Origin of the sequence: Streptomyces sp. NPDC099050, from assembly GCF_044759865.1 — a bacterium.
Taxonomy (GTDB): Bacteria; Actinomycetota; Actinomycetes; order Streptomycetales; family Streptomycetaceae; genus Streptomyces.
On sequence record NZ_JBIWAE010000019.1, the window covers coordinates 50,021 to 67,378 of the forward strand.

General features: G+C 72.6%; 19 protein-coding genes and 1 pseudogene. 10 read left to right on the top strand and 10 right to left on the bottom strand.

What is annotated here, in order from left to right; translation table 11 throughout:
* Position 1: 1 nt before the first annotated feature.
* Entirely contained in the window at positions 2 to 745 is a 744-nt protein-coding gene (locus ACIQV3_RS28255; RefSeq protein WP_403716634.1) for an aquaporin, read from the bottom strand.
* A gap of 63 nt (positions 746 to 808) precedes the next feature.
* The gene (locus ACIQV3_RS28260; protein ID WP_403716636.1) at positions 809 to 1,120 is read right to left on the bottom strand and encodes an ArsR/SmtB family transcription factor; all 312 of its coding nucleotides are present in this window, start codon (positions 1,118 to 1,120) and stop codon (positions 809 to 811) included.
* Between the two features lie 84 nt (positions 1,121 to 1,204).
* Between ACIQV3_RS28260 and ACIQV3_RS28265 the strand changes: the two genes are divergently transcribed.
* The 6 genes from ACIQV3_RS28265 (at position 1,205) to ACIQV3_RS28290 (ending at position 6,225) form a co-directional block, all read left to right on the top strand.
* On the top strand, positions 1,205 to 1,618 hold the full coding sequence (locus ACIQV3_RS28265; protein ID WP_403716637.1) for an arsenate reductase ArsC: 414 nt from the start codon (positions 1,205 to 1,207) through the stop codon (positions 1,616 to 1,618).
* Between the two features lie 115 nt (positions 1,619 to 1,733).
* Complete coding sequence (locus ACIQV3_RS28270) at positions 1,734 to 2,165, top strand: hypothetical protein (protein WP_403716639.1); 432 nt, start codon at positions 1,734 to 1,736, stop codon at positions 2,163 to 2,165.
* A 29-nt stretch (positions 2,166 to 2,194) separates the two neighbouring features.
* The gene (locus ACIQV3_RS28275) at positions 2,195 to 3,523 is read left to right on the top strand and encodes a hypothetical protein (RefSeq protein ID WP_403716641.1); all 1,329 of its coding nucleotides are present in this window, start codon (positions 2,195 to 2,197) and stop codon (positions 3,521 to 3,523) included.
* A 29-nt stretch (positions 3,524 to 3,552) separates the two neighbouring features.
* The gene (locus ACIQV3_RS28280; protein ID WP_403716643.1) at positions 3,553 to 4,053 is read left to right on the top strand and encodes a hypothetical protein; all 501 of its coding nucleotides are present in this window, start codon (positions 3,553 to 3,555) and stop codon (positions 4,051 to 4,053) included.
* A gap of 2 nt (positions 4,054 to 4,055) precedes the next feature.
* Entirely contained in the window at positions 4,056 to 4,517 is a 462-nt protein-coding gene (locus ACIQV3_RS28285; RefSeq protein ID WP_403716645.1) for a hypothetical protein, read from the top strand.
* A 199-nt stretch (positions 4,518 to 4,716) separates the two neighbouring features.
* Positions 4,717 to 6,225 carry a SagB family peptide dehydrogenase gene (locus ACIQV3_RS28290; RefSeq protein ID WP_403716648.1) on the top strand — a complete coding sequence of 503 codons (1,509 nt, stop codon included), beginning with the start codon at positions 4,717 to 4,719 and terminating at the stop codon, positions 6,223 to 6,225.
* A gap of 61 nt (positions 6,226 to 6,286) precedes the next feature.
* Here ACIQV3_RS28290 and ACIQV3_RS28295 read toward each other — a convergent pair whose 3' ends face one another.
* Complete coding sequence (locus tag ACIQV3_RS28295) at positions 6,287 to 6,622, bottom strand: YnfA family protein (protein ID WP_403716651.1); 336 nt, start codon at positions 6,620 to 6,622, stop codon at positions 6,287 to 6,289.
* 273 nt (positions 6,623 to 6,895) lie between these two features.
* On the bottom strand, positions 6,896 to 7,678 hold the full coding sequence (locus ACIQV3_RS28300) for a TSUP family transporter (RefSeq protein ID WP_403716653.1): 783 nt from the start codon (positions 7,676 to 7,678) through the stop codon (positions 6,896 to 6,898).
* Between the two features lie 401 nt (positions 7,679 to 8,079).
* Between ACIQV3_RS28300 and ACIQV3_RS28305 the strand changes: the two genes are divergently transcribed.
* Positions 8,080 to 8,367, top strand: a complete 288-nt coding sequence (locus tag ACIQV3_RS28305) for a hypothetical protein (protein WP_403716655.1) — start codon at positions 8,080 to 8,082, stop codon at positions 8,365 to 8,367.
* A gap of 78 nt (positions 8,368 to 8,445) precedes the next feature.
* On the opposite strand, the gene ACIQV3_RS28310 is transcribed toward ACIQV3_RS28305, so the two are convergent.
* The 3 genes from ACIQV3_RS28310 to ACIQV3_RS28320 form a co-directional block, all read right to left on the bottom strand.
* Positions 8,446 to 9,417 (bottom strand): sigma-70 family RNA polymerase sigma factor, encoded by a 972-nt coding sequence (locus ACIQV3_RS28310; protein ID WP_403716658.1) that lies wholly within the window; start codon positions 9,415 to 9,417, stop codon positions 8,446 to 8,448.
* 1 nt (position 9,418) lies between these two features.
* Positions 9,419 to 10,681, bottom strand: coding sequence for an NAD(P)/FAD-dependent oxidoreductase (locus ACIQV3_RS28315; protein ID WP_403716661.1), 1,263 nt, complete (start codon positions 10,679 to 10,681; stop codon positions 9,419 to 9,421).
* A gap of 91 nt (positions 10,682 to 10,772) precedes the next feature.
* Complete coding sequence (locus ACIQV3_RS28320) at positions 10,773 to 11,465, bottom strand: TetR/AcrR family transcriptional regulator (protein ID WP_403716663.1); 693 nt, start codon at positions 11,463 to 11,465, stop codon at positions 10,773 to 10,775.
* A 136-nt stretch (positions 11,466 to 11,601) separates the two neighbouring features.
* Here ACIQV3_RS28320 and ACIQV3_RS28325 point away from each other — a divergent pair, with 136 nt between their 5' ends.
* Together ACIQV3_RS28325 and ACIQV3_RS28330 are read left to right on the top strand one after the other, a co-directional pair.
* Positions 11,602 to 12,126 carry a hypothetical protein gene (locus tag ACIQV3_RS28325; protein ID WP_403716665.1) on the top strand — a complete coding sequence of 175 codons (525 nt, stop codon included), beginning with the start codon at positions 11,602 to 11,604 and terminating at the stop codon, positions 12,124 to 12,126.
* A gap of 125 nt (positions 12,127 to 12,251) precedes the next feature.
* Positions 12,252 to 12,710 carry a hypothetical protein gene (locus ACIQV3_RS28330; protein ID WP_403716667.1) on the top strand — a complete coding sequence of 153 codons (459 nt, stop codon included), beginning with the start codon at positions 12,252 to 12,254 and terminating at the stop codon, positions 12,708 to 12,710.
* Here ACIQV3_RS28330 and ACIQV3_RS28335 read toward each other — a convergent pair.
* The 3 genes and pseudogenes from ACIQV3_RS28335 to ACIQV3_RS28345 all read right to left on the bottom strand — a co-directional run bounded on the left by ACIQV3_RS28335 (position 12,700) and on the right by ACIQV3_RS28345 (position 15,974).
* Positions 12,700 to 14,545: pseudogene (locus ACIQV3_RS28335) on the bottom strand (alkyl/aryl-sulfatase). The gene ACIQV3_RS28330 and the pseudogene ACIQV3_RS28335 sit on opposite strands and share 11 nt — an antisense overlap.
* Before the next feature lie 119 nt (positions 14,546 to 14,664).
* Positions 14,665 to 15,237, bottom strand: coding sequence for a GNAT family N-acetyltransferase (locus ACIQV3_RS28340; RefSeq protein WP_403716670.1), 573 nt, complete (start codon positions 15,235 to 15,237; stop codon positions 14,665 to 14,667).
* Between the two features lie 110 nt (positions 15,238 to 15,347).
* Positions 15,348 to 15,974: a TetR/AcrR family transcriptional regulator gene (locus ACIQV3_RS28345; RefSeq protein ID WP_403716674.1), complete on the bottom strand. Its 627-nt coding sequence runs from the start codon at positions 15,972 to 15,974 to the stop codon at positions 15,348 to 15,350.
* A 153-nt stretch (positions 15,975 to 16,127) separates the two neighbouring features.
* Here ACIQV3_RS28345 and ACIQV3_RS28350 point away from each other — a divergent pair, with 153 nt between their 5' ends.
* Positions 16,128 to 17,159: a GlxA family transcriptional regulator gene (locus ACIQV3_RS28350; protein ID WP_403716676.1), complete on the top strand. Its 1,032-nt coding sequence runs from the start codon at positions 16,128 to 16,130 to the stop codon at positions 17,157 to 17,159.
* Positions 17,160 to 17,358 lie beyond the last annotated feature (199 nt).

Below are 17,358 nucleotides of genomic sequence, written 5' to 3' on the forward strand. Positions count from 1 at the left end.
CTCAGGCCTGCGAGGGCGCCTCGGCGCGCATGAAGATGACCGCCACCAGCGCCAGGCCCGCGACGGCGCCGAGCACCTGCATGGCGACGAAGCCCGGCACCGAAGCCGGTGCGATGCCGGCGAAGGTGTCGGTGAAGGCGCGGCCGATCGTCACCGCCGGGTTGGCGAACGAGGTCGACGAGGTGAACCAGTAGGCGGCGCCGATGTACGAGGCGACCGCTACGGGTGCGAAGCGGAGCCGGCCGGTACGGGCCAGGCCGAAGATCAGCAGGATCAGCCCGGCGGTCGCGACCACCTCGCCCAGCAGCAGGTTCCCGGCGGAGCGGTCGTGCGTGGACCACTGCACGAGCGGCTCGCCGAACATCGCGTCGGCGAGGACCGAGCCCCCGATCGCCCCGGCGATCTGCGCGAACACGTAGGCCGCGACGTCACGCGGGGCGAGTCCGGAGCCGGAGCCGTCCTTGCGGGTGGTCCACCACTCGGCCGCCGTCACCACCGGGTTGAAGTGGGCTCCCGAGACGGGGCCCAGGAGGGCGATCAGCACGCCGAGGCCGAAGACGGTGGCGGTGGAGTTCGCCAGCAGTTGCAGGGCCACGTCCCGGGTGAGCCCGACGGCCTGTATCCCGGAGCCGACCACGACGGCCACCAGCGCGGCCGTGCCCACGAACTCGGCCGCCGCACGGGCCACCAGGGGCGAACGGGTGGGGAGGGGTATCGGTGAAGCCGCGGGCTCGGTCGTGGTCACGGGAAGAACTCCTGGGCAGGGAGGAGAGGGACGGGGCAGGGGGGCGGGGCGGTGGCGAGACGGTCAGCAGGAACGCCTGCGGCCCGTCTCGGAGGTCTCCCGGGCGGTCTCCGCGAGCTCCCCGAGCTGACCGGCGAGCGAGGCGATGACCTCGGGGCGCAGGCGGTAGTACGTGAACCGGCCGCACGGCTCGGTGTCCACGATCCCGGCCTCCCGCAGCACCTTGAGGTGATTGGAGAGGTTGGTCTGCCGCGCCCCCGTCTCGGCCACGAGGTGGGTGGTGCACAGCGTCTCGCGGGCGAGCAGGTGCACGATCCGGAGCCTGAGCGGGTCCGCGAGCACGCGGATCAGATCAGTATCGACTGACGTCATCATGCGCTGATAGTTTCACATCAGCGGAGGCTGATACCAGAGCCTCGACCGACGCCAGCCCGCCCCTGCCGCGAGAAGAGACCCGCCGTGACCGACAAGCCGTCCGTCCTGTTCGTCTGCGTCCACAACGCCGGCCGTTCCCAGATGGCCGCCGCCTGGCTCAGCCACCTGGCCGGGGACCGCGTCGAGGTCCGCTCCGCCGGGTCCGCCCCGGCCGACACGGTGAACCGGGCCGCGGTCGAGGCCATGCGCGAGGTCGGAATCGACATGTCCGCCGAGACGCCCAAGGTCCTCACCATCGACGCCGTGAAGGCGTCCGACGTGTGCATCACCATGGGCTGCGGCGACACCTGCCCCGTCTTCCCCGGGAAGCGCTACCTCGACTGGAAGCTCGAAGACCCCGCCGGCCAGGGTGTCGAGGCGGTCCGCCCGATCCGCGACGAGATCAGGCAGCTCGTCGAGGGCTTGATCGCGGAGATCGCTCCCGCCCCGTCCGCCTGACGCCCGCGGGGCGACACCGACCTCCGCGCCTCCAAGGCCGGTCGGCGCGAGGGGGGTTGCGGAGCCGGACGGCATTCGTCCTAAGATCGCACTCTGCCGACACGGGGGGGACACCATGGCCGCGGATTCCGCTCAGGAACGGGGGCGCGCACCTGCGGGCGGCGCGGACCAGCAGGTGCGTACGCAGGTGAACGGCATCCCGCCGGAACCGTCAGGACCGGGCCTCGGGAAACCGGACTTCGCTTCTACGCCGGAGCAGAAGAAGGCGGCGGCCGGCACCATCGAGACCGAGCTGGAGCCCGACACGAAGAAGGCCGCGGAGCACGCGGACGACTCCACCGGCTCCGCGCACAAGGGCTTCGCCGGCTGGGAGACCGCCGCCGGTCTGAAGACGGTCGCGGAGACCTGGGACCAGCAGGTGAGAACCCTGATGGGCCGTCTGGCAGCCGAGAAGAACGCGCTGCGCGGCGCCTCGGGCCTCTTCGTGAGCAATGACACCGGCGTGGGCAACCAGCTTCTGTCCCAGTCCAAACTGAACACCCTGTAGGGGCTGCGGTGTTGACCTACCACGAAGTCATGACCACGGACCTGGGCCTGCTGATATCGGCCGCCTCCAAGTGGGAGGCGATGGCGGGCGAGTTGAACAAGGTCGAGGCCCGCTACGGCGACACCGTCCAGAAGATCACCACGGGCCCGGGCTGGGCCGGCGTGAGCGCCGGGGCCGCCCAGACGAAATTCGCGGCCACCCGGTACGAGTACGCCGCGGCCCAGAGCCAGGCCAAGGCGATCGCGAGCCTGCTGCGGGACGCCCACGCCCTGTTCACCGATCTCAAGCAGAAGCTCGAGAGCGCCCGCGACGACGCGATGGCCGCCGGCATGACGGTGTCCGAGCAGGGGCGCATCGGCTTCGACTACTCCAAGCTCACCCCCGCCGAGCGCAGCGCGTACCACCACGATCCCGACGGCCAGACCGTCATTCGCGAGGCCGTCGCCACCTGGCAGCAGCACATCGACGACCGCGTGAAGGCCGTGTCCGAGGCCGACCAGAGCGTCAGGACCGCCTTGAGCGCCGCCGTTGTGGACGGCAACAGGGACGCCTTCGGCAAGGGGAACGACGCCACCCTCAACGGGTTCAACGCCCACCCCGAGGGGGACCTGGCGAAGGCCGGGGCGTCCAGGGCGGACGGGGCCGGGACGAAGACCGACGGATGGACGTCCGAGGGCTCGGCCTCGGCGAAGGGGCCCGGCGCCGAGTTCAAGGTCACCGGCCCCAAGTACGGCAAGGAGGGGTCGGTCAAGGCCGCCGCCGACCTCTTCCACCTCAACGCCCAGGGGACGACGTCCAACGGGGACTGGAAGCTCTCCGGGGTCGCCGACGCCTACGGAGGCGCCCGGGCCAGCGCGAACTTCGGTTTCACCGACGCGGGCCTGGCCGCCAGGGCCGAGGCGTCCGCGGGACTCCGCGGGCTCGCCGAGGGGCGGGCCGAGTACGGTCCCTACGCCGGCGCCTACGGGCGGGCCGAGGGCTTCGCCGGAGCGGAGGCGAGCGCCGGCCTCAAGGCGGGCAAGGACGGCGTCGTCGTCAACGCGAAGGCGTTCGCCGGGGCGAAGGCCTCCGTCGCCGGAGGCGGCGAGGTCGCCGGCATCGGTTTCGGCGCCACCGCCGAAGGGTGGGCCGGTCCCGGTGCGGAGGCCAAATGGGGCTTCGAGAAGAACGAGGACGGCGTGTACAAGGTCGGCGGCAAGGTGGGACTCTCTCCCGCCCTGGGCGGATCCGTAGGTCTCGAGTTCACGGTCGACCCGGACAAGGTCGCCCAGAGCGTCGGTGACGCGGCCGACGCGGTGGGCGACGCGGTCGGGGACGGCGTCGACGCGCTCGGCAAAGCCGCCGACTGGGTCTTCTGATGTACTTCCCTGCGCAAGGAGGACCCACGATGCCCATGACACTGCCGGTACCGATCGAGTTCCGCCTGCCGGAAGGCTGGCTCCCGGCCGCGCCCCCGGACGGCGTCGACGTCCCCGGGGTGGCCTTCGCCGCGGTGCATCTGCACCCGGACCGCGGGTTCACCGCCAACATCACCGTCTCCGGCGAGGTCCCGCGGGATTCGGCGACCCTGGCCGAACTCGCCGACGAGTCGGCGCAGCGCCTGCGCGAGGCCGCCGGGCCGGTCGTGGTGGCCGGGCGCCGCGAGGTCGGGTCCGCGGACGCGCCGGCCCTGACCCAGCGGCTGATCTTCTCGGCCGTCGCCGGCGGCACGCGGCACGACCTCGTCCAGTCACAGGTGTTCCTGACCTTCCCGGATGTCCGGGACCCTCGTAGGCGGGCGGTGATCCGACTGGCCCTGACCGCCACGGCGGCCCAGCACGACGAGGTCCTCGGGGACTTCCAGGAGTTCGTGCGCACGGTTCGCCCGGACACCGGGGCGGGGGCATAGCGATGGGCCTCCTGGACCAGTACTTCGGCACCCGGCGTCCCGACGAGGGTGTCGCACCGCGCACCCCGCTGGAGGTCCGGTCGGCGCTCCTGGCGCTCAACGGGCCGGGCGTCCCCTTCGCCGTGCGCAACGGGACCCCGAAGGAGGGCGACCTGGTGGCCGAGTGCCGGCTCCCGCAGCTGCGCGTGCGGCTCTGGACCCGAATGCGCCTGGACGCGGCGAAGCACGAGGTGCGGGCCGTCGACGAGCAGTGGGAGGTCTCCCTGAGCGAGCACGTCCTCGGGCAGCGCTCCCGCGGGCCGGCGAACGCGGTGTACCGGGTGTGGGGCAAGGAGACGGGGCCCGACGGGCGCGAGCGCAGGGTCGAGACCCTGCGCTTCGAGACCCGGGAGATGAAGGACCCCCTGCGCCAGGCGGTCCTCGACGCCGGCTGGACCTGGCGCGGAGTCCTGTTCCGGCTCTGACCGGCCATGACCGGCCATGACCTGAGACTGGGGGCTTGGATCAACGGCCGATGCGGCCGACCCCGGTCACGAGAACTGGGCGGCCCCCACACCTCGAAGGTCTTCTTCCGAGGCCGGTCGTCCGTCTTCCGGGGCCGGCCGTCCGTTACACCCGCGGGCCGGGGCACGACCCGGGCCGCGCCTCATCAGGGCTGGAGCCATGACCAGTACGAGCAAACTCCCGGGCGAGGCGTCGCCGGCTTCGGCGGCGTCCGGCACGTACACCCTGACCAGCCGGCTGGCCCGGGGCGGCACCTTCCAGGACGGCGGGATCGTCACCCGCTTCGGCGCCGTGCGCCTGGGCGCCATCACCCCCGGCGCCCGGGCCGCGCTGCGCGCGTACGGCGAGGGCGACCGGGACGAGGCCGCGATCAGCGCGCTCGTCGCGGCCCACGACGGCGAAACGGGCCTGCTCCGCTGGCAGATGCTGCGCTTCAGGCTCGAAGCCGCGGGCCTCCTCGAACACGCGGTGGCCGGCCCGGACGGCGCTCCCGTCGCCCGCCTGGTGCCGGTCGGCAGCGGCTCCACCACCCTCAGACCCGCCCCGCGCGGTCCCGTACGGCTGAGCCGGCACGCCCTGCTGACACCCGCCGAGGGCACCCTCGCGCTGCGCGCCCCCGGCAGTCCGCTGGCCGTGGAGCTGGGCGCCGGCGCCACCGCGCTGCTCCCGCTGCTGACCACCTGGACCGAGGAGGTCCCCGCCCCCCTGGTGCGGCTGCTCGCCACCGCCGGCGCACTGGCCCCCGGCGGCCCCGACGCCGACCCGCAGGCCGAGGAGCGCGGCAGCCTCCAGTGGGACCCGGTCGGCCTCGCCTTCCACGCACTCACCCGCGTCCCGTCCTCCGCGCCCGGCTACGGCGGCACCTACCGGCACGCGGACCGCTTCGGCCCCGAGCCGGTCGCGGCCCCCGCCGCCGACGGGCCGCGCGTGGCACTGCCCGTACCCGACCTCGAAGCGATCACCGCCCGGGACCTGACCCTCACCGAGGCCATCGAGCGGCGCACCTCCACCCGCGCGCACGACCACGAGAACCCGCTGACCCTGGACCAGCTCGCCGAGCTGCTCTACCGGACCGTCCGCATCCGCCGCACGTTCACCGGAGGCGACGGCCAGGAGCTCGCGGACCGCCCGCTGCCCAGCGGCGGAGCCGTGCACGAGCTGGAGGTCTACCCGCTGGTCTCGCGCTGCGAGGGGCTGGAGCCGGGGCTGTACCGGTACGCGCCCGACCGGCACGAGCTGGAGTTCGTCAGCGCGCCGGGACCGGCCACCGCGATCCTGGTCAAGGAGGCCCGCGACGATTCGCTGATGAAGGACGACCCGCAGGTCGTGCTGCTGGTGGCCGCCCGCTTCGGCCGCGTCATGTGGAAGTACGAGACGATCGCCTACCCGCTGATCCTCAAGCACGTCGGCGTGCTCTACCAGACCGTCTACCTGGTGGCCACCGCGATGGGCCTGGCCGTGTGCGGGCTCGGTGGCGGCGACACCAGCGCGTTCGCCGCCGCCACCGGCCGGGACCCGCTGCTGGAAGGCACCGTCGGCGAGCTCGTCCTGGGCAGCCGCCCGGCCGGGCCCGCGACCGGTCCGCGGGCTTCCGGTCCGCGGGCTTCCGGCCCGGTCGGTTCCGGCCCGGTCGGTTCCGGCCCGGTCGAGGGGGAGGCAACGCCATGAAGTTCCGCTACCAGGCGCTGCGGTGCGAGCGGGAGCCGGGCCCCGGTGGGTGATCGCGTCGTCAGTGGGTGCGGGGCGCGTACATGATCACGGCCATGCCGGCGAGGCAGACCAGAGCGCCGGCGATGTCGTAGCGGTCGGGGCGGTAGCCGTCGGCGACCATGCCCCAGGCGATGGAACCGGCGACGAAGATCCCACCGTAGGCGGCGAGGATGCGGCCGAAGTCCTCGTCGGACTGGAAGGTGGCCACCACCCCGTACAGGCCGAGCGCGATGACGCCGGCGCCGATCCAGATCCAGCCCTTGTGCTCGCGGATGCCCTGCCAGACCAGCCAGGCGCCGCCGATCTCGAAGAGCGCGGCGACGGCGAACAGGGCGATGGAACGGGCGACAGCCATGCCGCCGACCCTAACGGCGGTCGGCGCGGTGCGGATGGCGGTGGCCGGGTCCGTCACCTTCGCGTCGGCCTCGGCGAGGGCCGCGGGACCGGGGATGCCGCAACGGCCGCGACGGCGGCGACGGCGGCGACGGCCGCGGCGGCCGCGACGGCCGCGACGGCGGCGACGGCCGCGACGGCGGCGACGGCCGCGACGGCGGCGACGGCCGCGACGGCGGCGACGGCGGCGACGGCGGCGACGGCGGCGACGGCGGCGACGGCGGCGAGGCCGGGGTCAGACGAGTGCGTCGACCGCGTACACCGACCCGAGCGCGACGGCCAGCGCGCCGAGCAGGAGGCGCAGCCCCTTCTCCGGGAGACGGGGCTGGAGGCGGGCGCCGAGGTAGCCGCCGACGAGTCCGCCCAGGCCGCAGGCCAGCCCCAGGTACCAGTGGGGCGCGATGTCGGCCCGCCCGGTCAGCGACAGCAGCGCGTACGTGGCGGCGCCGACCAGGGAGGTCGCGAACGTCGAGGCGAGGGCCGCGGGCGCGACCCGGGCGACCGGCATGCCCCTGCCGACGAGGAGCGGGCCGAGGACGGAGCCGCCGCCGATGCCGTAGATCCCGCCGACCACCCCCACGGCCAGGGCGAGGCCCGTCACGGTGCGCGGCGAGGGCGGCGGCCTGTCGTCCGCCGGTACGGGGCGCAGGGTGCGCGCGCAGAGCCAGAGGCCGAGCGGCAGCATCAGGGCGGCCAGCAGCAGGCGGAAGGCGGCCGGCCCCGGTACGGCGAACACGCGGATCACCGCGCCGGCGACCACGCCGGGCAGGGTGCCCAGCACCATGCGCCGCACGAGCGGTCCTCCCAGGGCGCCGTCGCGGTGGTAGCGGAGCAGGGCTCCGGGCCCCGCGACCACGTTGTAGAGGAGGTTCGTCGGGGTGACTGCGGGGTTGGGAACGCCGAACACGCTGAGCTGCACCGGCAGCAGGAACACGGCGCCCGACACCCCGACCGGCGCCGTCACCGTCGCGATCAGTAGCCCGGCGGTGATTCCGGCGGCGCCGAGCACCCACTCCACGGTGGTCCCCGCCCTCTCGGTCGGTGGTCAGGAGACGTCGATGAAGACGCTGGTCACGGCTCAGGCTACGACGTACACCGCGGGGACCGGACTGGTCACGGACACCGTACGGACCTTCCGGGGTATCCCCTACGCAGCGCCTCCCACCGGGGCCGCCTCTGGGCGGCCCCGCCCAGTGGTGGTGTACCTCCACGGAGGCGACCACACGGACGGCGCCGGGGCCATGTACGGCGCCGAGCGGCTCGCCACACTGGGCGAAGGCGTGGACGTCGGGGCCGCGTTGACGCAGTTCACGCCCGGTCGGGCCACTCACCTGGGGTTTATCCCCTTGCGGCGGCTCGGGGGGATGCACGTGAATGGCAGCACCATACGAGAACGAAGACGAAGACGGAGCATCCGGGATGACCGACACCACGTCCGCGCCCAAGAGCGACGCCCGCGCCGGCGAAGCCGAGTGGATGATGCCCGTGCTGGTGCTCATCCCGGTGTCCCTCGTCCGGCAGTTCACCGGCCACACCACGCCCTGGCTCGTCATGTCCTGGATCTGCTGCGCGCTGGCCGCGGTGCTCCTGGTGGCGGGCTGGGGGACCGTGCGGAGCCACGGGATGCGCAATGCCTGGGGGTGGGTCACCTGCGGCCTCGCCCACTCGGTCTTCGCGGGGCAGGTCGGCTGGCTGATCCTGAGGTGACCGGTGACCGGTGACCGGTGACCGGTGACCGGTGACCGGTGACCGGTGGCGGGCCGGCGGTGATGCGACCGGCCCGCGTCACCACGCGGCGATGAGCGGCGCCTCCGGGGCCTGCTGCCGCCAGGCCACGGCGAGGCGGGCGAGGCGGGCCGGGGCGGCGATGCCGCGTACGGCTGCGATCTTGTCCTCGGTGACCTCGAAGGTCGCGGCGCCCAGGAGCTGGTCGCCGCGGACGAAGAGGAGGGCGGGGGCGTCGTTGACGACCGCGTAGTGGATGGCCGACGCGCCGCCGGCGAGCCGCTGCTTCGCGGGCGTGGACGTGAAGCCGCCCCGCAGGAAGGAGGCGACGCGCCGCGGGGTCTCGTACCGCAGCAGCTTCGCGGCCAGGCCGGCGCCGTCGGAGAGCGCGACCACGTCATCGGTGAGCAGCGTCACCAGCCGTTCGGTGCGGCCGGAGGTGGCGGCCGTCAGGAACTCCTCTACGATCCTGCGCGCCGAAGCGGCGTCGACTTCGCGGGCGCCGCCCCGGCGGGTGGCCGTGACGCGGGTCCGGGCGCGGTGGAGGTGCTGCTGGCTCGCGGACTCGGTGATGTCGAGGATCCCGGCGATCTCGGCGTGGGCGTAGGAGAAGGCCTCGCGCAGGATGTAGACGGCCCGCTCGACGGGTGACAGGCGTTCCATGACGGTCAGCACGGCCAGGGAGACCGACTCGCGCTGCTCGTAGGTCTCGGCCGGGCCGAGCATCGGGTCGCCGTCGAGGAGCGGTTCGGGGAACCAGGCGCCGGCGGTGCGTTCGCGGCGGGCCCGCGCCGAGCGGAGCAGGTCGAGGCACAGGTGGGTGACGACCTTGGTCAGCCAGGCCTCCGGCACCCGGATCCGCTCCCGGTCCGCGGCCCGCCAATGCAGGTACGCCTCCTGCACGACGTCCTGGGCGTCGGCGGCGGAGCCCAGCAGGCGGTAGGCCAGCGAGGCCAGCCGGTTGCGGGAGGCCTCGAAGCGATCGGTGTCGAAGCGATCGGTGTCAGGAGCAGCGCTGTCCACGGCGGTCACCCTAGGCGGCGACCACGGACCGGTGCGGCACCGCGGTCAGGCGGCGCCGGCGCTTGGGGAGGCAGAAGGTCGGGTGGGAGGTGGTCCACAGCGACATCCTGAGGATGCCCGCTTTGATGCGCGCGGCCTTCCGGCCTCCCGTGTACGCGGGCTTCGCCCGGGCCGCGCCGTCGACCAGTTGCAGGATGGCGTCCTGCCGGCCGAGGCTGATGTGGTTGCCCGGGTAGGCCAGCTTGACATGCCCTGCCCCGGTGCCGGTCAGGCTTCCCATGATGGCCTTCATCGCCTGCATGGCGGTGAAGCCGGCCGAAGCGCAGGACATGGGCAGGGGCAGGCCGTTCGCGCCGATGGTGTGGACGCTGTCACCCGCGGCGTAGACCTCGGGATGGGAGAGCGAGCGCATGGTGGCGTCGACGAGGATCCGGCCGTCCGCGGTGACCGCCAGCCCGGCGGCGGCGGCGATGGGCGCGACCGCGAACCCGGCCGTCCACACGGTCGCGTCGGACGGCAGGGCGGCGCCGTCGGCGCACAGGACCCGGGTCGCTTCGACGGCTTCGACGCGGGTGTGTTCCAGGACGGTGATGCCCAGCCGGTCGCAGGCCCGGCGCAGGTGACCGCGGGCTCCGGGCGAGAGCCGGGCGCCCAGTTCGCCGCGGGCGACCAGTGTCACCGACAGGCCGGGCCGGGATTCGGCGATCTCGGTGGCGGTCTCGATGCCGGTCAGCCCGTCACCGACGACCAGGACCTCTCCGGCTCCGCCCAGGGCGTTCAGGCGCTCGCGCAGGCGCAGGGCCGAGGGCCGGGCGGCGACGTCGAAGGCGTGCTCGGTCACGCCGGGGACGCCCCGGTCGTCTCCGTGGCTGCCGAGGGCGTAGAGCAAGGTGTCGTAGCCGAGTTCCCCGTTGGCGGTGCCAGTGCCGTGGTCGGCGTCGGCTTCGGCTTCGGCGTCGGCTTCGGCTTCGGCTTCGTCAGCCGGAGCGCCGTTGGCGGTGCCCGTCACCGTGACGACCCGGCGCTCCGGGTCTACGGCGGTGACGCGGGCCAGGCGCAGCCGTATCCCCGTCCCCGCGAAGACGTCGGTGAGCGTCCGGGTCGCGATCTCCTGTCCCGCCGCGAGCTGGTGCAGCCGAAGCCGCTCGACGAAGTCCGGCTCGGCGTTGACCACGGTGATCTCGGTGTCCGCCGGGGACAGCCTGCGGGCCAGGTTCCCCGCCACGTAGGCCCCGGCATAGCCGGCACCGAGGACGACAACGCGGTGCTTCATGTGGTGCTCCTGTCGGTTCGGTTCGCTTGGTTCTCGCCGACTTGAGCGGAGCGGCGGCCCGATTCCTGACAGGAAGCGCGAGTGACGTGGGTCACATGGCGGCGGTGACGCCGCCGGGGACGCGGGCCGCCAGGCCGTCCAGCAGCGCCTGGAGGCCGAAGTCGAAGGTGTCGTCCGGGGCGGACGCGTAGCCGGGGCCGGAGAGCGGCTCGATCCGGGCCCGCAGGCGGGGGAACCCCGAGGCGGCCTCGGTCGCCTGCCGCATGACGGCGCCGAAGACCTCCTCGGCGTCGCCGCCCTCGCGTTCGATCCGGCGGCTGAGCGAGGTGGTGGCGGCGGACGGCGCCGCGTTGCCGAGGACGTACGTGAAGACGGCGCCGGCGGCCCGGTCCGCCTGGGTGCCGGTGAAGCCGGCCTTCTCGTAGACGGCGAGATTGTGGTCGTCGTGGCGGGCCTTGCCCGTGCCGTGGAAGAGGTGCGTGGCGAAGGCCTGCACCAGCCAGGGGTGGCGGGTGAACATCCCGTACAGGTCGCCGGCCATGGCGGTGGCGGCCGCGCGCCAGTCGACCGCGTCGAGGTCGGGCAGCCGGATCTCGTCCCACACCTGGTCACCGGCGAGCGTGAGCAGGTCGTCCTTGTTCTTGACGTGCCAGTAGACGGCCGTGGCGGCCGAGTTCAGCCGCTTGCCCAGGGCGCGCATGTTGAGGCCTTCGAGGCCTTCGGTGTCGAGCAGTTCGACGGCGGTGCGGACGATCTGTTCGCGGGTGAGCGTGTCGCGTGGCATGGCTTCACGATAGGTCACCGCCCACCCTCTTGCACAAAGTTCAAGAAGGCACTTGCACGGTGTTCAAGTCTGGTCCTACAGTTCTCGGCAACGGACTTGAACGCTGTAAAAGTCCACCGTCGAGAGGGAGCAGCCCATGGACACGAACACGCTCGCCGCCGTCGCCCAGATCCTCGTCGCCGCCGCCTTCGCCTCGATCCCGCTCCTGCGCCACCGCTTCGGCGCCGCGGCCAAGGCCGCCGCCGTCACCGAGCTGCGGCGCCAGGGCATCCGCCCGGAGGTGCTGGAGGAGAACAAGCTCCGGTTCGACGCCAGCGGGCACGAGTGGTGGGCCCCGGGCTCCTTCGCCGCCGCGAGCCTCGCCGCCGCCGCCCTCAATCTGGCCGGCAACCCGCTCGGCACCACCCTGACCTGGATCTTCTCCACACTCGCGCTCCTCGCGAACATCCTGATCCTGCAGAGCCAGCTCGGCGCGGTGAAGTCCGTACGGGCCGCGTTTCGCCGCAAGGGCGACCCCGAACTGCTGCGCGTGGACGTCCCCGCCTTCCTCCGGGCCGCCGAAGGGGCGTTCCCCTCCTGGACCCGGATCCTGCAGAACGTCCGCCACGCCGTGGTCTTCGCCGGTTCCGCACTGGCCCTGACCGTCGCCGCCCTCGCCTGACCGCCCCGATGGCGCCACCCCGGAGGGGTGTGGCACCACTAACGCCTAGACGTGGTGCCATGCGTGTGCCACGATGGCACCACTGCGGCGCATTCGGCAGTCCGCGGCACCGGAGGGGTTGGATCATGAAGACAGTGCAGAGCCGGAAGCAGACGGCGTCCAGCGCCTTCACCGCCTTCTCCCGCTTCGTCGTCTGCGGCGGAGGAGTCGGAGTGGCCTCCAGCTTCGCCGTCGCGGGCCTCGCCTCCTGGATTCCCTGGATCCTGGCCAACGCCCTGATCACCGCGGTCTCCACGCTCCTGGCCACCGAGCTGCACGCCCGCTTCACCTTCGGCGCCGGCGGGCGGGCCACCTGGCGCCAGCACGCCCAGTCGGCCGGATCCGCCGCCGCCGCCTACGCGGTGACCTGCGCGGCGATGCTCCTCCTGCGGCAGCTCGAGGCCTCGCCCAGCGCCGTGCGCGAACAGGTCGTGTACCTGTCCGCCTCCGCGCTCGCCGGTATCGCGCGGTTCGCGGTGCTGCGCCTCGTCGTCTTCGCGCAGCACCGCTCGCGGGCCGCGGCCGCCTACGGCCTCACGGCGTGACGATCGGGAACGCCGGGTCGGGCTTCGTCACGTAGGAGAACAGGCGGCTCAGGAGCGCCGGGGATCCCACCGTGGAGATGGAGTCCGGGGCCTGCCCCGCGAGGACGGCCAGGAGCTGCGGCTTGGTGAGGGTGAGGGTCAGGCCGGCCGGGGTGCGGGGGTCGGTGACCGTGCGGTGGGTGAGGGCGCCGTTGTGGAGGGTGAGGCGGTGGCGGGCGTTCTCGTCGGTGAGGACGAGGTCGATGGTGAGGTCCTCGTCCCAGGCCCGGGGGCCGTCGATCCGGACGGCGATCGAGTCCAGCAGCATCTCGGTGGTCAGCGCCATCGCCATCTCGGGGTTGGCGGTGTCGAGCAGGGCGGCGTTCTCGCCCTGGCGCAGTTCCATCGCGGAGGTCAGGTAGAAGTTTCGCCAGGGGCCGTTCTCCGCGCCCTGGCCGAGCTTGTCGTAGACGCCGGCGAGGGCCTCCTTGGCCTCCGTACGGCCGGGCTCGGCGAAGACCAGGTGGTTGAGGAGGGTGGCCGCGAAGCGGAGGTCGCCGGAGTCGGCGTAGGCGCGGGCCTTGTCGAGGGTCTGCTCGGGGCCGCCCATCGAGTCCACGTAGCGCCGGGCGAGTTCGACCGGCGGGTGCTCCCAGAGGGTCGCGACGTTGCCGTTGAACCAGCCGAGGTACCGCTGGTAGATCGCCTTGACGTTGTGGGAGAGGGAGCCGTAATAGCCGCGTGCGTGCCAGGAGTTCTCCAGCGCGGGCGGCAGTCGCAGCTCCTCGGCGATCTCCGGGCCCGTGAGGCCGTCGTTGAGTAGGCGCAGGGTCTGGTCGTGCATGTACGCGTACAGGTCGCGCTGGGCGGCGAGGAACGCGACGACGTTCTCCCGGCCCCAGGTCGGCCAGTGGTGCGAGGCGAAGGCCACGTCGTAGCCGTCGCCGAAGTAGTCGATCGCCTCGTCGAGGTAGCGCGACCAGATGCGGGAGTCGCGGACGACGGCGCCCCGCAGGGTCAGGATGTTGTGCATGTTGTGCGTGGCGTTCTCCGCCAGGCACAGCGCCCGCCTGTCCGGGAAGAGGAAGTTCATCTCGGCCGGCGCCTCGGTGCCGGGGGTGAGCTGGAAGACGATCCGTACGCCGTCGACCGTCTCCTCCTGCCCGGTGGCGGTGATGTCCACGGTGGGCGGGATGAGGGTGATGGTGCCGGTGGAGGTGGTCATGCCCAGGCCGGCGCCGATCTGGCCGTCGGGAGCCTTGGGCAGGCGGTCCCCGTACATGAAGACGGCGCGGCGGGTCATGGCGTTGCCGGCGTACACGTTCTCGCTGACCGCGTGCTCCAGGAAGCCCTCGGGGGCCAGGATCGGTACGCCCTCCTCGGTGCCGCGCGGGAGCACGCCCCGGGCGCCGCCGAAGTGGTCGCCGTGCGAGTGCGTGTAGATCATGCCGGTGACCGGACGGTTCCCGCGGTGCTCCCGGTACAGCGCCAGTGCGGCGGCGGCGGTCTCGGCGGAGATGAGCGGGTCGATGACGACGACCCCGCGGTCGCCCTCGACGAGGGTCATGTTCGAGAGGTTTGAGGCCCCGCACCTGGTAGATGCCGTCGGCGACCTCGTAGAGGCCCTGTTTGGAGGCGAGCTGCGCCTGCCGCCACAGGCTGGGGTTCGCGGTGCCGGGGCAGTCGGCCTTCAGGAAGCCGTAAGCGTCGTTGTCCCATACGGTCCGGCCTTCGGCGCCCTTGACCACGGCGGGCACGAGGGCGCCGATGAATCCGCGGTCGGCGTTCTCGAAGTTGGTCACATCCCCAAATGGCAGGGTCTCGGAGGGGAGGGCCTCGGAGGGGAGGTTGGCCATCTGTCGCTCCATTCAGCGGGCGGCGCCGGACATCGCCCCATCTGAACATCAGAGTCGGCTTGGTGCACTTTGGGATGGTTTGCCGGGAAAGGTGGTTTACCGGTGCGGCGCCGGACGCTTCAGCGCAGGTCGAGCCGCATCAGGACCCGGGGATGACCGGCCAGGACCGAGGTGGTGTCGGCCGCATGGGTGAACCCGGCACGTTCGAAGTTCTTCCGGATCCCGGCGTACGCCATCGTCAGGTCGACCCTGGCCCCACCGCTGTCGAGCGGGTACGCCTCGATCGCCGGCGCCCCGTGGGACCGGGCGAACTCGACCGCACCGGCGATGAGGGCGTGCGAGACCCCCCGCTTCCGGTGCCCGGGGCGTACGCGGACGCACCACAGGGACCAGACCGGCAGGTCGTCGACGTACGGGATCGTGCGGCTGCGCGCGAAGGAGGTGTCCGAGCGCGGCGCGACGGCGGCCCAGCCGACGGGCTCGTCACCGTCGTAGGCGAGCACGCCCAGAGGGGTCCCGGCCCGGCACAGTTCGGCCACGTACGCACCCCGGGCCGGCCCGCGGAGCTCGTTGTTGAGCTTGGACGGGATCCGGTAGCTCAGGCACCAGCAGACGTTGGCCTCGGGCGACTTCGGGCCGAGCAGCGCACGGACATCCTCGAAGACCGAGGCCGGGCGGATTTCGATGGCCATGGGGCCACGATGTCACGGCGGGACCGTCACGGCAGGGGTCTCACGGCAGAGGTGTCACGGCAGGGGTCTCACGGCAGGGCCGTCACGGCAGGGGTCTCACGGCAGAGGTGTCACGGCGCGGTCGCTCCCGTGAGGGTGTCGACCAGCGCCTGGGCGAGGACGGTGGCCGCGCCGATCCTCGTGTCCTCCCGCTCGTCGCCGGTGACCTTCCCGATCACCGCGTCACGTACCGACTGCGAGATGTCCAGGCCTCCGTACAGCTCGGGGAAGGACAGGGCCATCAGGCAGACGCCCACGTTCGCCGAGAGGATCGACTGGCCGGCCAGTGCCGGGGTCGTCCGCAGCCGGCCCGCCGCGCGGCAGCGCTCCACGGCCGTCAGGAGCAGGGCCTGCGCCTCCGCGATCGCCTGCGGCTTGGCCGCGCCCGCCGGGGTGAACATCAGCCGGTAGAGGTGGGGGTTGCCGAGCGCGAAGGCGACGTGGCTGTCCCAGGCGGTGCGCAGGTCCGCCACCGGATCGCCGGTCCGCGGATTGCGCCGCTTGTTGGCGAGGAAGCGCTCGAAGCCGAGGTCGGCCACCGCGGTGAGCAGCCCCTCCTTGTCGCCGAACTGGCGATAGATCTCGGGCATGCCGACCTTGGCCCGGTCGCAGATGGCCCGGGTGGAGATCGCCGGCGCCTCCTTGGTGGCGAGCAGTTCCGCGGTGGCTTCCAGGATGCGGTCTCGGGCCGTTGGCATGGCTCGATGGTAGCAGCGCTAACACCCCCGACCTGGGGATGCGGCGGCCACATGCCAGGTGTCAGGGAGATTCGTGAACGATGCTTACGTATCATGTTAGCGTTGCACACATCTGCACGTGAGCATCCGCCGAGAAGCCCCCACGGAGACGTCATGGAGCCCTATGAGACCTATGAGACCCATGGACACCGGCTGGACCTCGACACCCTCACGCCCCTGATCGTGATCGTCCTCTTCGAGGGCGTCGACCTGCTCGACGTCACCGGACCCCCGGAGGTGTTCTCCCTGGTCCCGCGGGAGACGGAGGACGCGGCCGGCTACCGGGTCGTCCTGGCCGCGCGGACCCTCGACCCCGTCACCACCGCGGCCGGGGTGCGCGTCCTGCCGGACCTGACCTTCTCCGAGGCCGCCGCTCGGAGCATCGACACGCTCCTGGTGCCCGGCGCCGTCGAGCTGGACGCCGAGCGCCGCGTCCGCGCCCTCACCGACCCGGAGGTCGTCGACTGGGTGCGGACGCTCGCCGCGCGCACGCGCCGGGTCGCCTCCGTCTGCGTGGGGGCGCACCTGCTCGCCGCGGCCGGGCTGCTCGACGGCAAGCGGGCCACCACCCACTGGTCCACCGCGGAGCAGCTCGCGGCCGAGTACCCGGAGGTCGAGGTGGACGCCGACCCGGTCTTCATCCGGGAGGGCGGGGTGTGGACCGGCGCCGGGATCAGCGCCTGCCTGGACCTCTCGCTCGCCCTGGTGGCCGAGGACTTCGGCGAGGTCGTCGCCCTGCGGGTGGCCCGGCAGCTCGTGATGTACCTCAAACGGCCCGGCGGGCAGAGCCAGTTCAGCGTCCCGCTGGAACCCGTGTCCGCGACCCGGCGCGGCGAGGACCTGCGGCACTTCGTCAGGCGGCGCCTCGGCGGCCGGATCGGCCTGGCCGACCTCGCCGCGTACGCGCACGTCAGCGAACGGCAGTTGGCCCGGATCTTCAAGTCCGAGCTGGGCATGACCCCGGCCGCCTACATCGAGTCGGCCCGCGTGGAGCTGGCCCGGGGCCGGCTCGAGGCCACCGATGCCACGCTCGACCGGATCGCCTCCACCTGCGGGTTCGGCAGCACCGACACCCTGGTACGGGCCTTCCGCCGCACGCTCGGCATCACGCCGACGGAGTACCGGCTCCGCATCCGGACGGGCTGACTACCTGTTTCTCATCCTTGCTCCGAGGCTCTTTGCTGCCCTTGGGAAGAAGGCGGTCCAAACCGTGTGCGTACCCGTTGATTCCATGGTCCCGCGGCCTCGAAGCCGTTGCAGTCTGTGGCTTCGAGGCCGAGATCCCGGAACCTGGGCAGATGCTCGTGCTTGGTCTTGGCTAGTCCTCGACCGCTAACGCAGAACA

What these genes read in the sequence shown, in the direction of transcription:
- ACIQV3_RS28330 (WP_403716667.1), top strand. Translation starts at nt 12,252, where the DNA reads ATGAAGACAGTGCAGAGCCGGAAGCAGACGGCGTCCAGCGCCTTCACC.
- ACIQV3_RS28325 (WP_403716665.1), top strand. Translation starts at nt 11,602, where the DNA reads ATGGACACGAACACGCTCGCCGCCGTCGCCCAGATCCTCGTCGCCGCC.
- ACIQV3_RS28315 (WP_403716661.1), bottom strand. Translation starts at nt 10,681, where the DNA reads ATGAAGCACCGCGTTGTCGTCCTCGGTGCCGGCTATGCCGGGGCCTAC.
- ACIQV3_RS28290 (WP_403716648.1), top strand. Translation starts at nt 4,717, where the DNA reads ATGACCAGTACGAGCAAACTCCCGGGCGAGGCGTCGCCGGCTTCGGCG.
- ACIQV3_RS28285 (WP_403716645.1), top strand. Translation starts at nt 4,056, where the DNA reads ATGGGCCTCCTGGACCAGTACTTCGGCACCCGGCGTCCCGACGAGGGT.
- ACIQV3_RS28260 (WP_403716636.1), bottom strand. Translation starts at nt 1,120, where the DNA reads ATGATGACGTCAGTCGATACTGATCTGATCCGCGTGCTCGCGGACCCG.
- ACIQV3_RS28320 (WP_403716663.1), bottom strand. Translation starts at nt 11,465, where the DNA reads ATGCCACGCGACACGCTCACCCGCGAACAGATCGTCCGCACCGCCGTC.
- ACIQV3_RS28345 (WP_403716674.1), bottom strand. Translation starts at nt 15,974, where the DNA reads ATGCCAACGGCCCGAGACCGCATCCTGGAAGCCACCGCGGAACTGCTC.
- ACIQV3_RS28350 (WP_403716676.1), top strand. Translation starts at nt 16,128, where the DNA reads ATGGAGCCCTATGAGACCTATGAGACCCATGGACACCGGCTGGACCTC.
- ACIQV3_RS28280 (WP_403716643.1), top strand. Translation starts at nt 3,553, where the DNA reads ATGCCCATGACACTGCCGGTACCGATCGAGTTCCGCCTGCCGGAAGGC.
- ACIQV3_RS28305 (WP_403716655.1), top strand. Translation starts at nt 8,080, where the DNA reads ATGACCGACACCACGTCCGCGCCCAAGAGCGACGCCCGCGCCGGCGAA.
- ACIQV3_RS28275 (WP_403716641.1), top strand. Translation starts at nt 2,195, where the DNA reads ATGACCACGGACCTGGGCCTGCTGATATCGGCCGCCTCCAAGTGGGAG.
- ACIQV3_RS28295 (WP_403716651.1), bottom strand. Translation starts at nt 6,622, where the DNA reads ATGGCTGTCGCCCGTTCCATCGCCCTGTTCGCCGTCGCCGCGCTCTTC.
- ACIQV3_RS28340 (WP_403716670.1), bottom strand. Translation starts at nt 15,237, where the DNA reads ATGGCCATCGAAATCCGCCCGGCCTCGGTCTTCGAGGATGTCCGTGCG.
- ACIQV3_RS28270 (WP_403716639.1), top strand. Translation starts at nt 1,734, where the DNA reads ATGGCCGCGGATTCCGCTCAGGAACGGGGGCGCGCACCTGCGGGCGGC.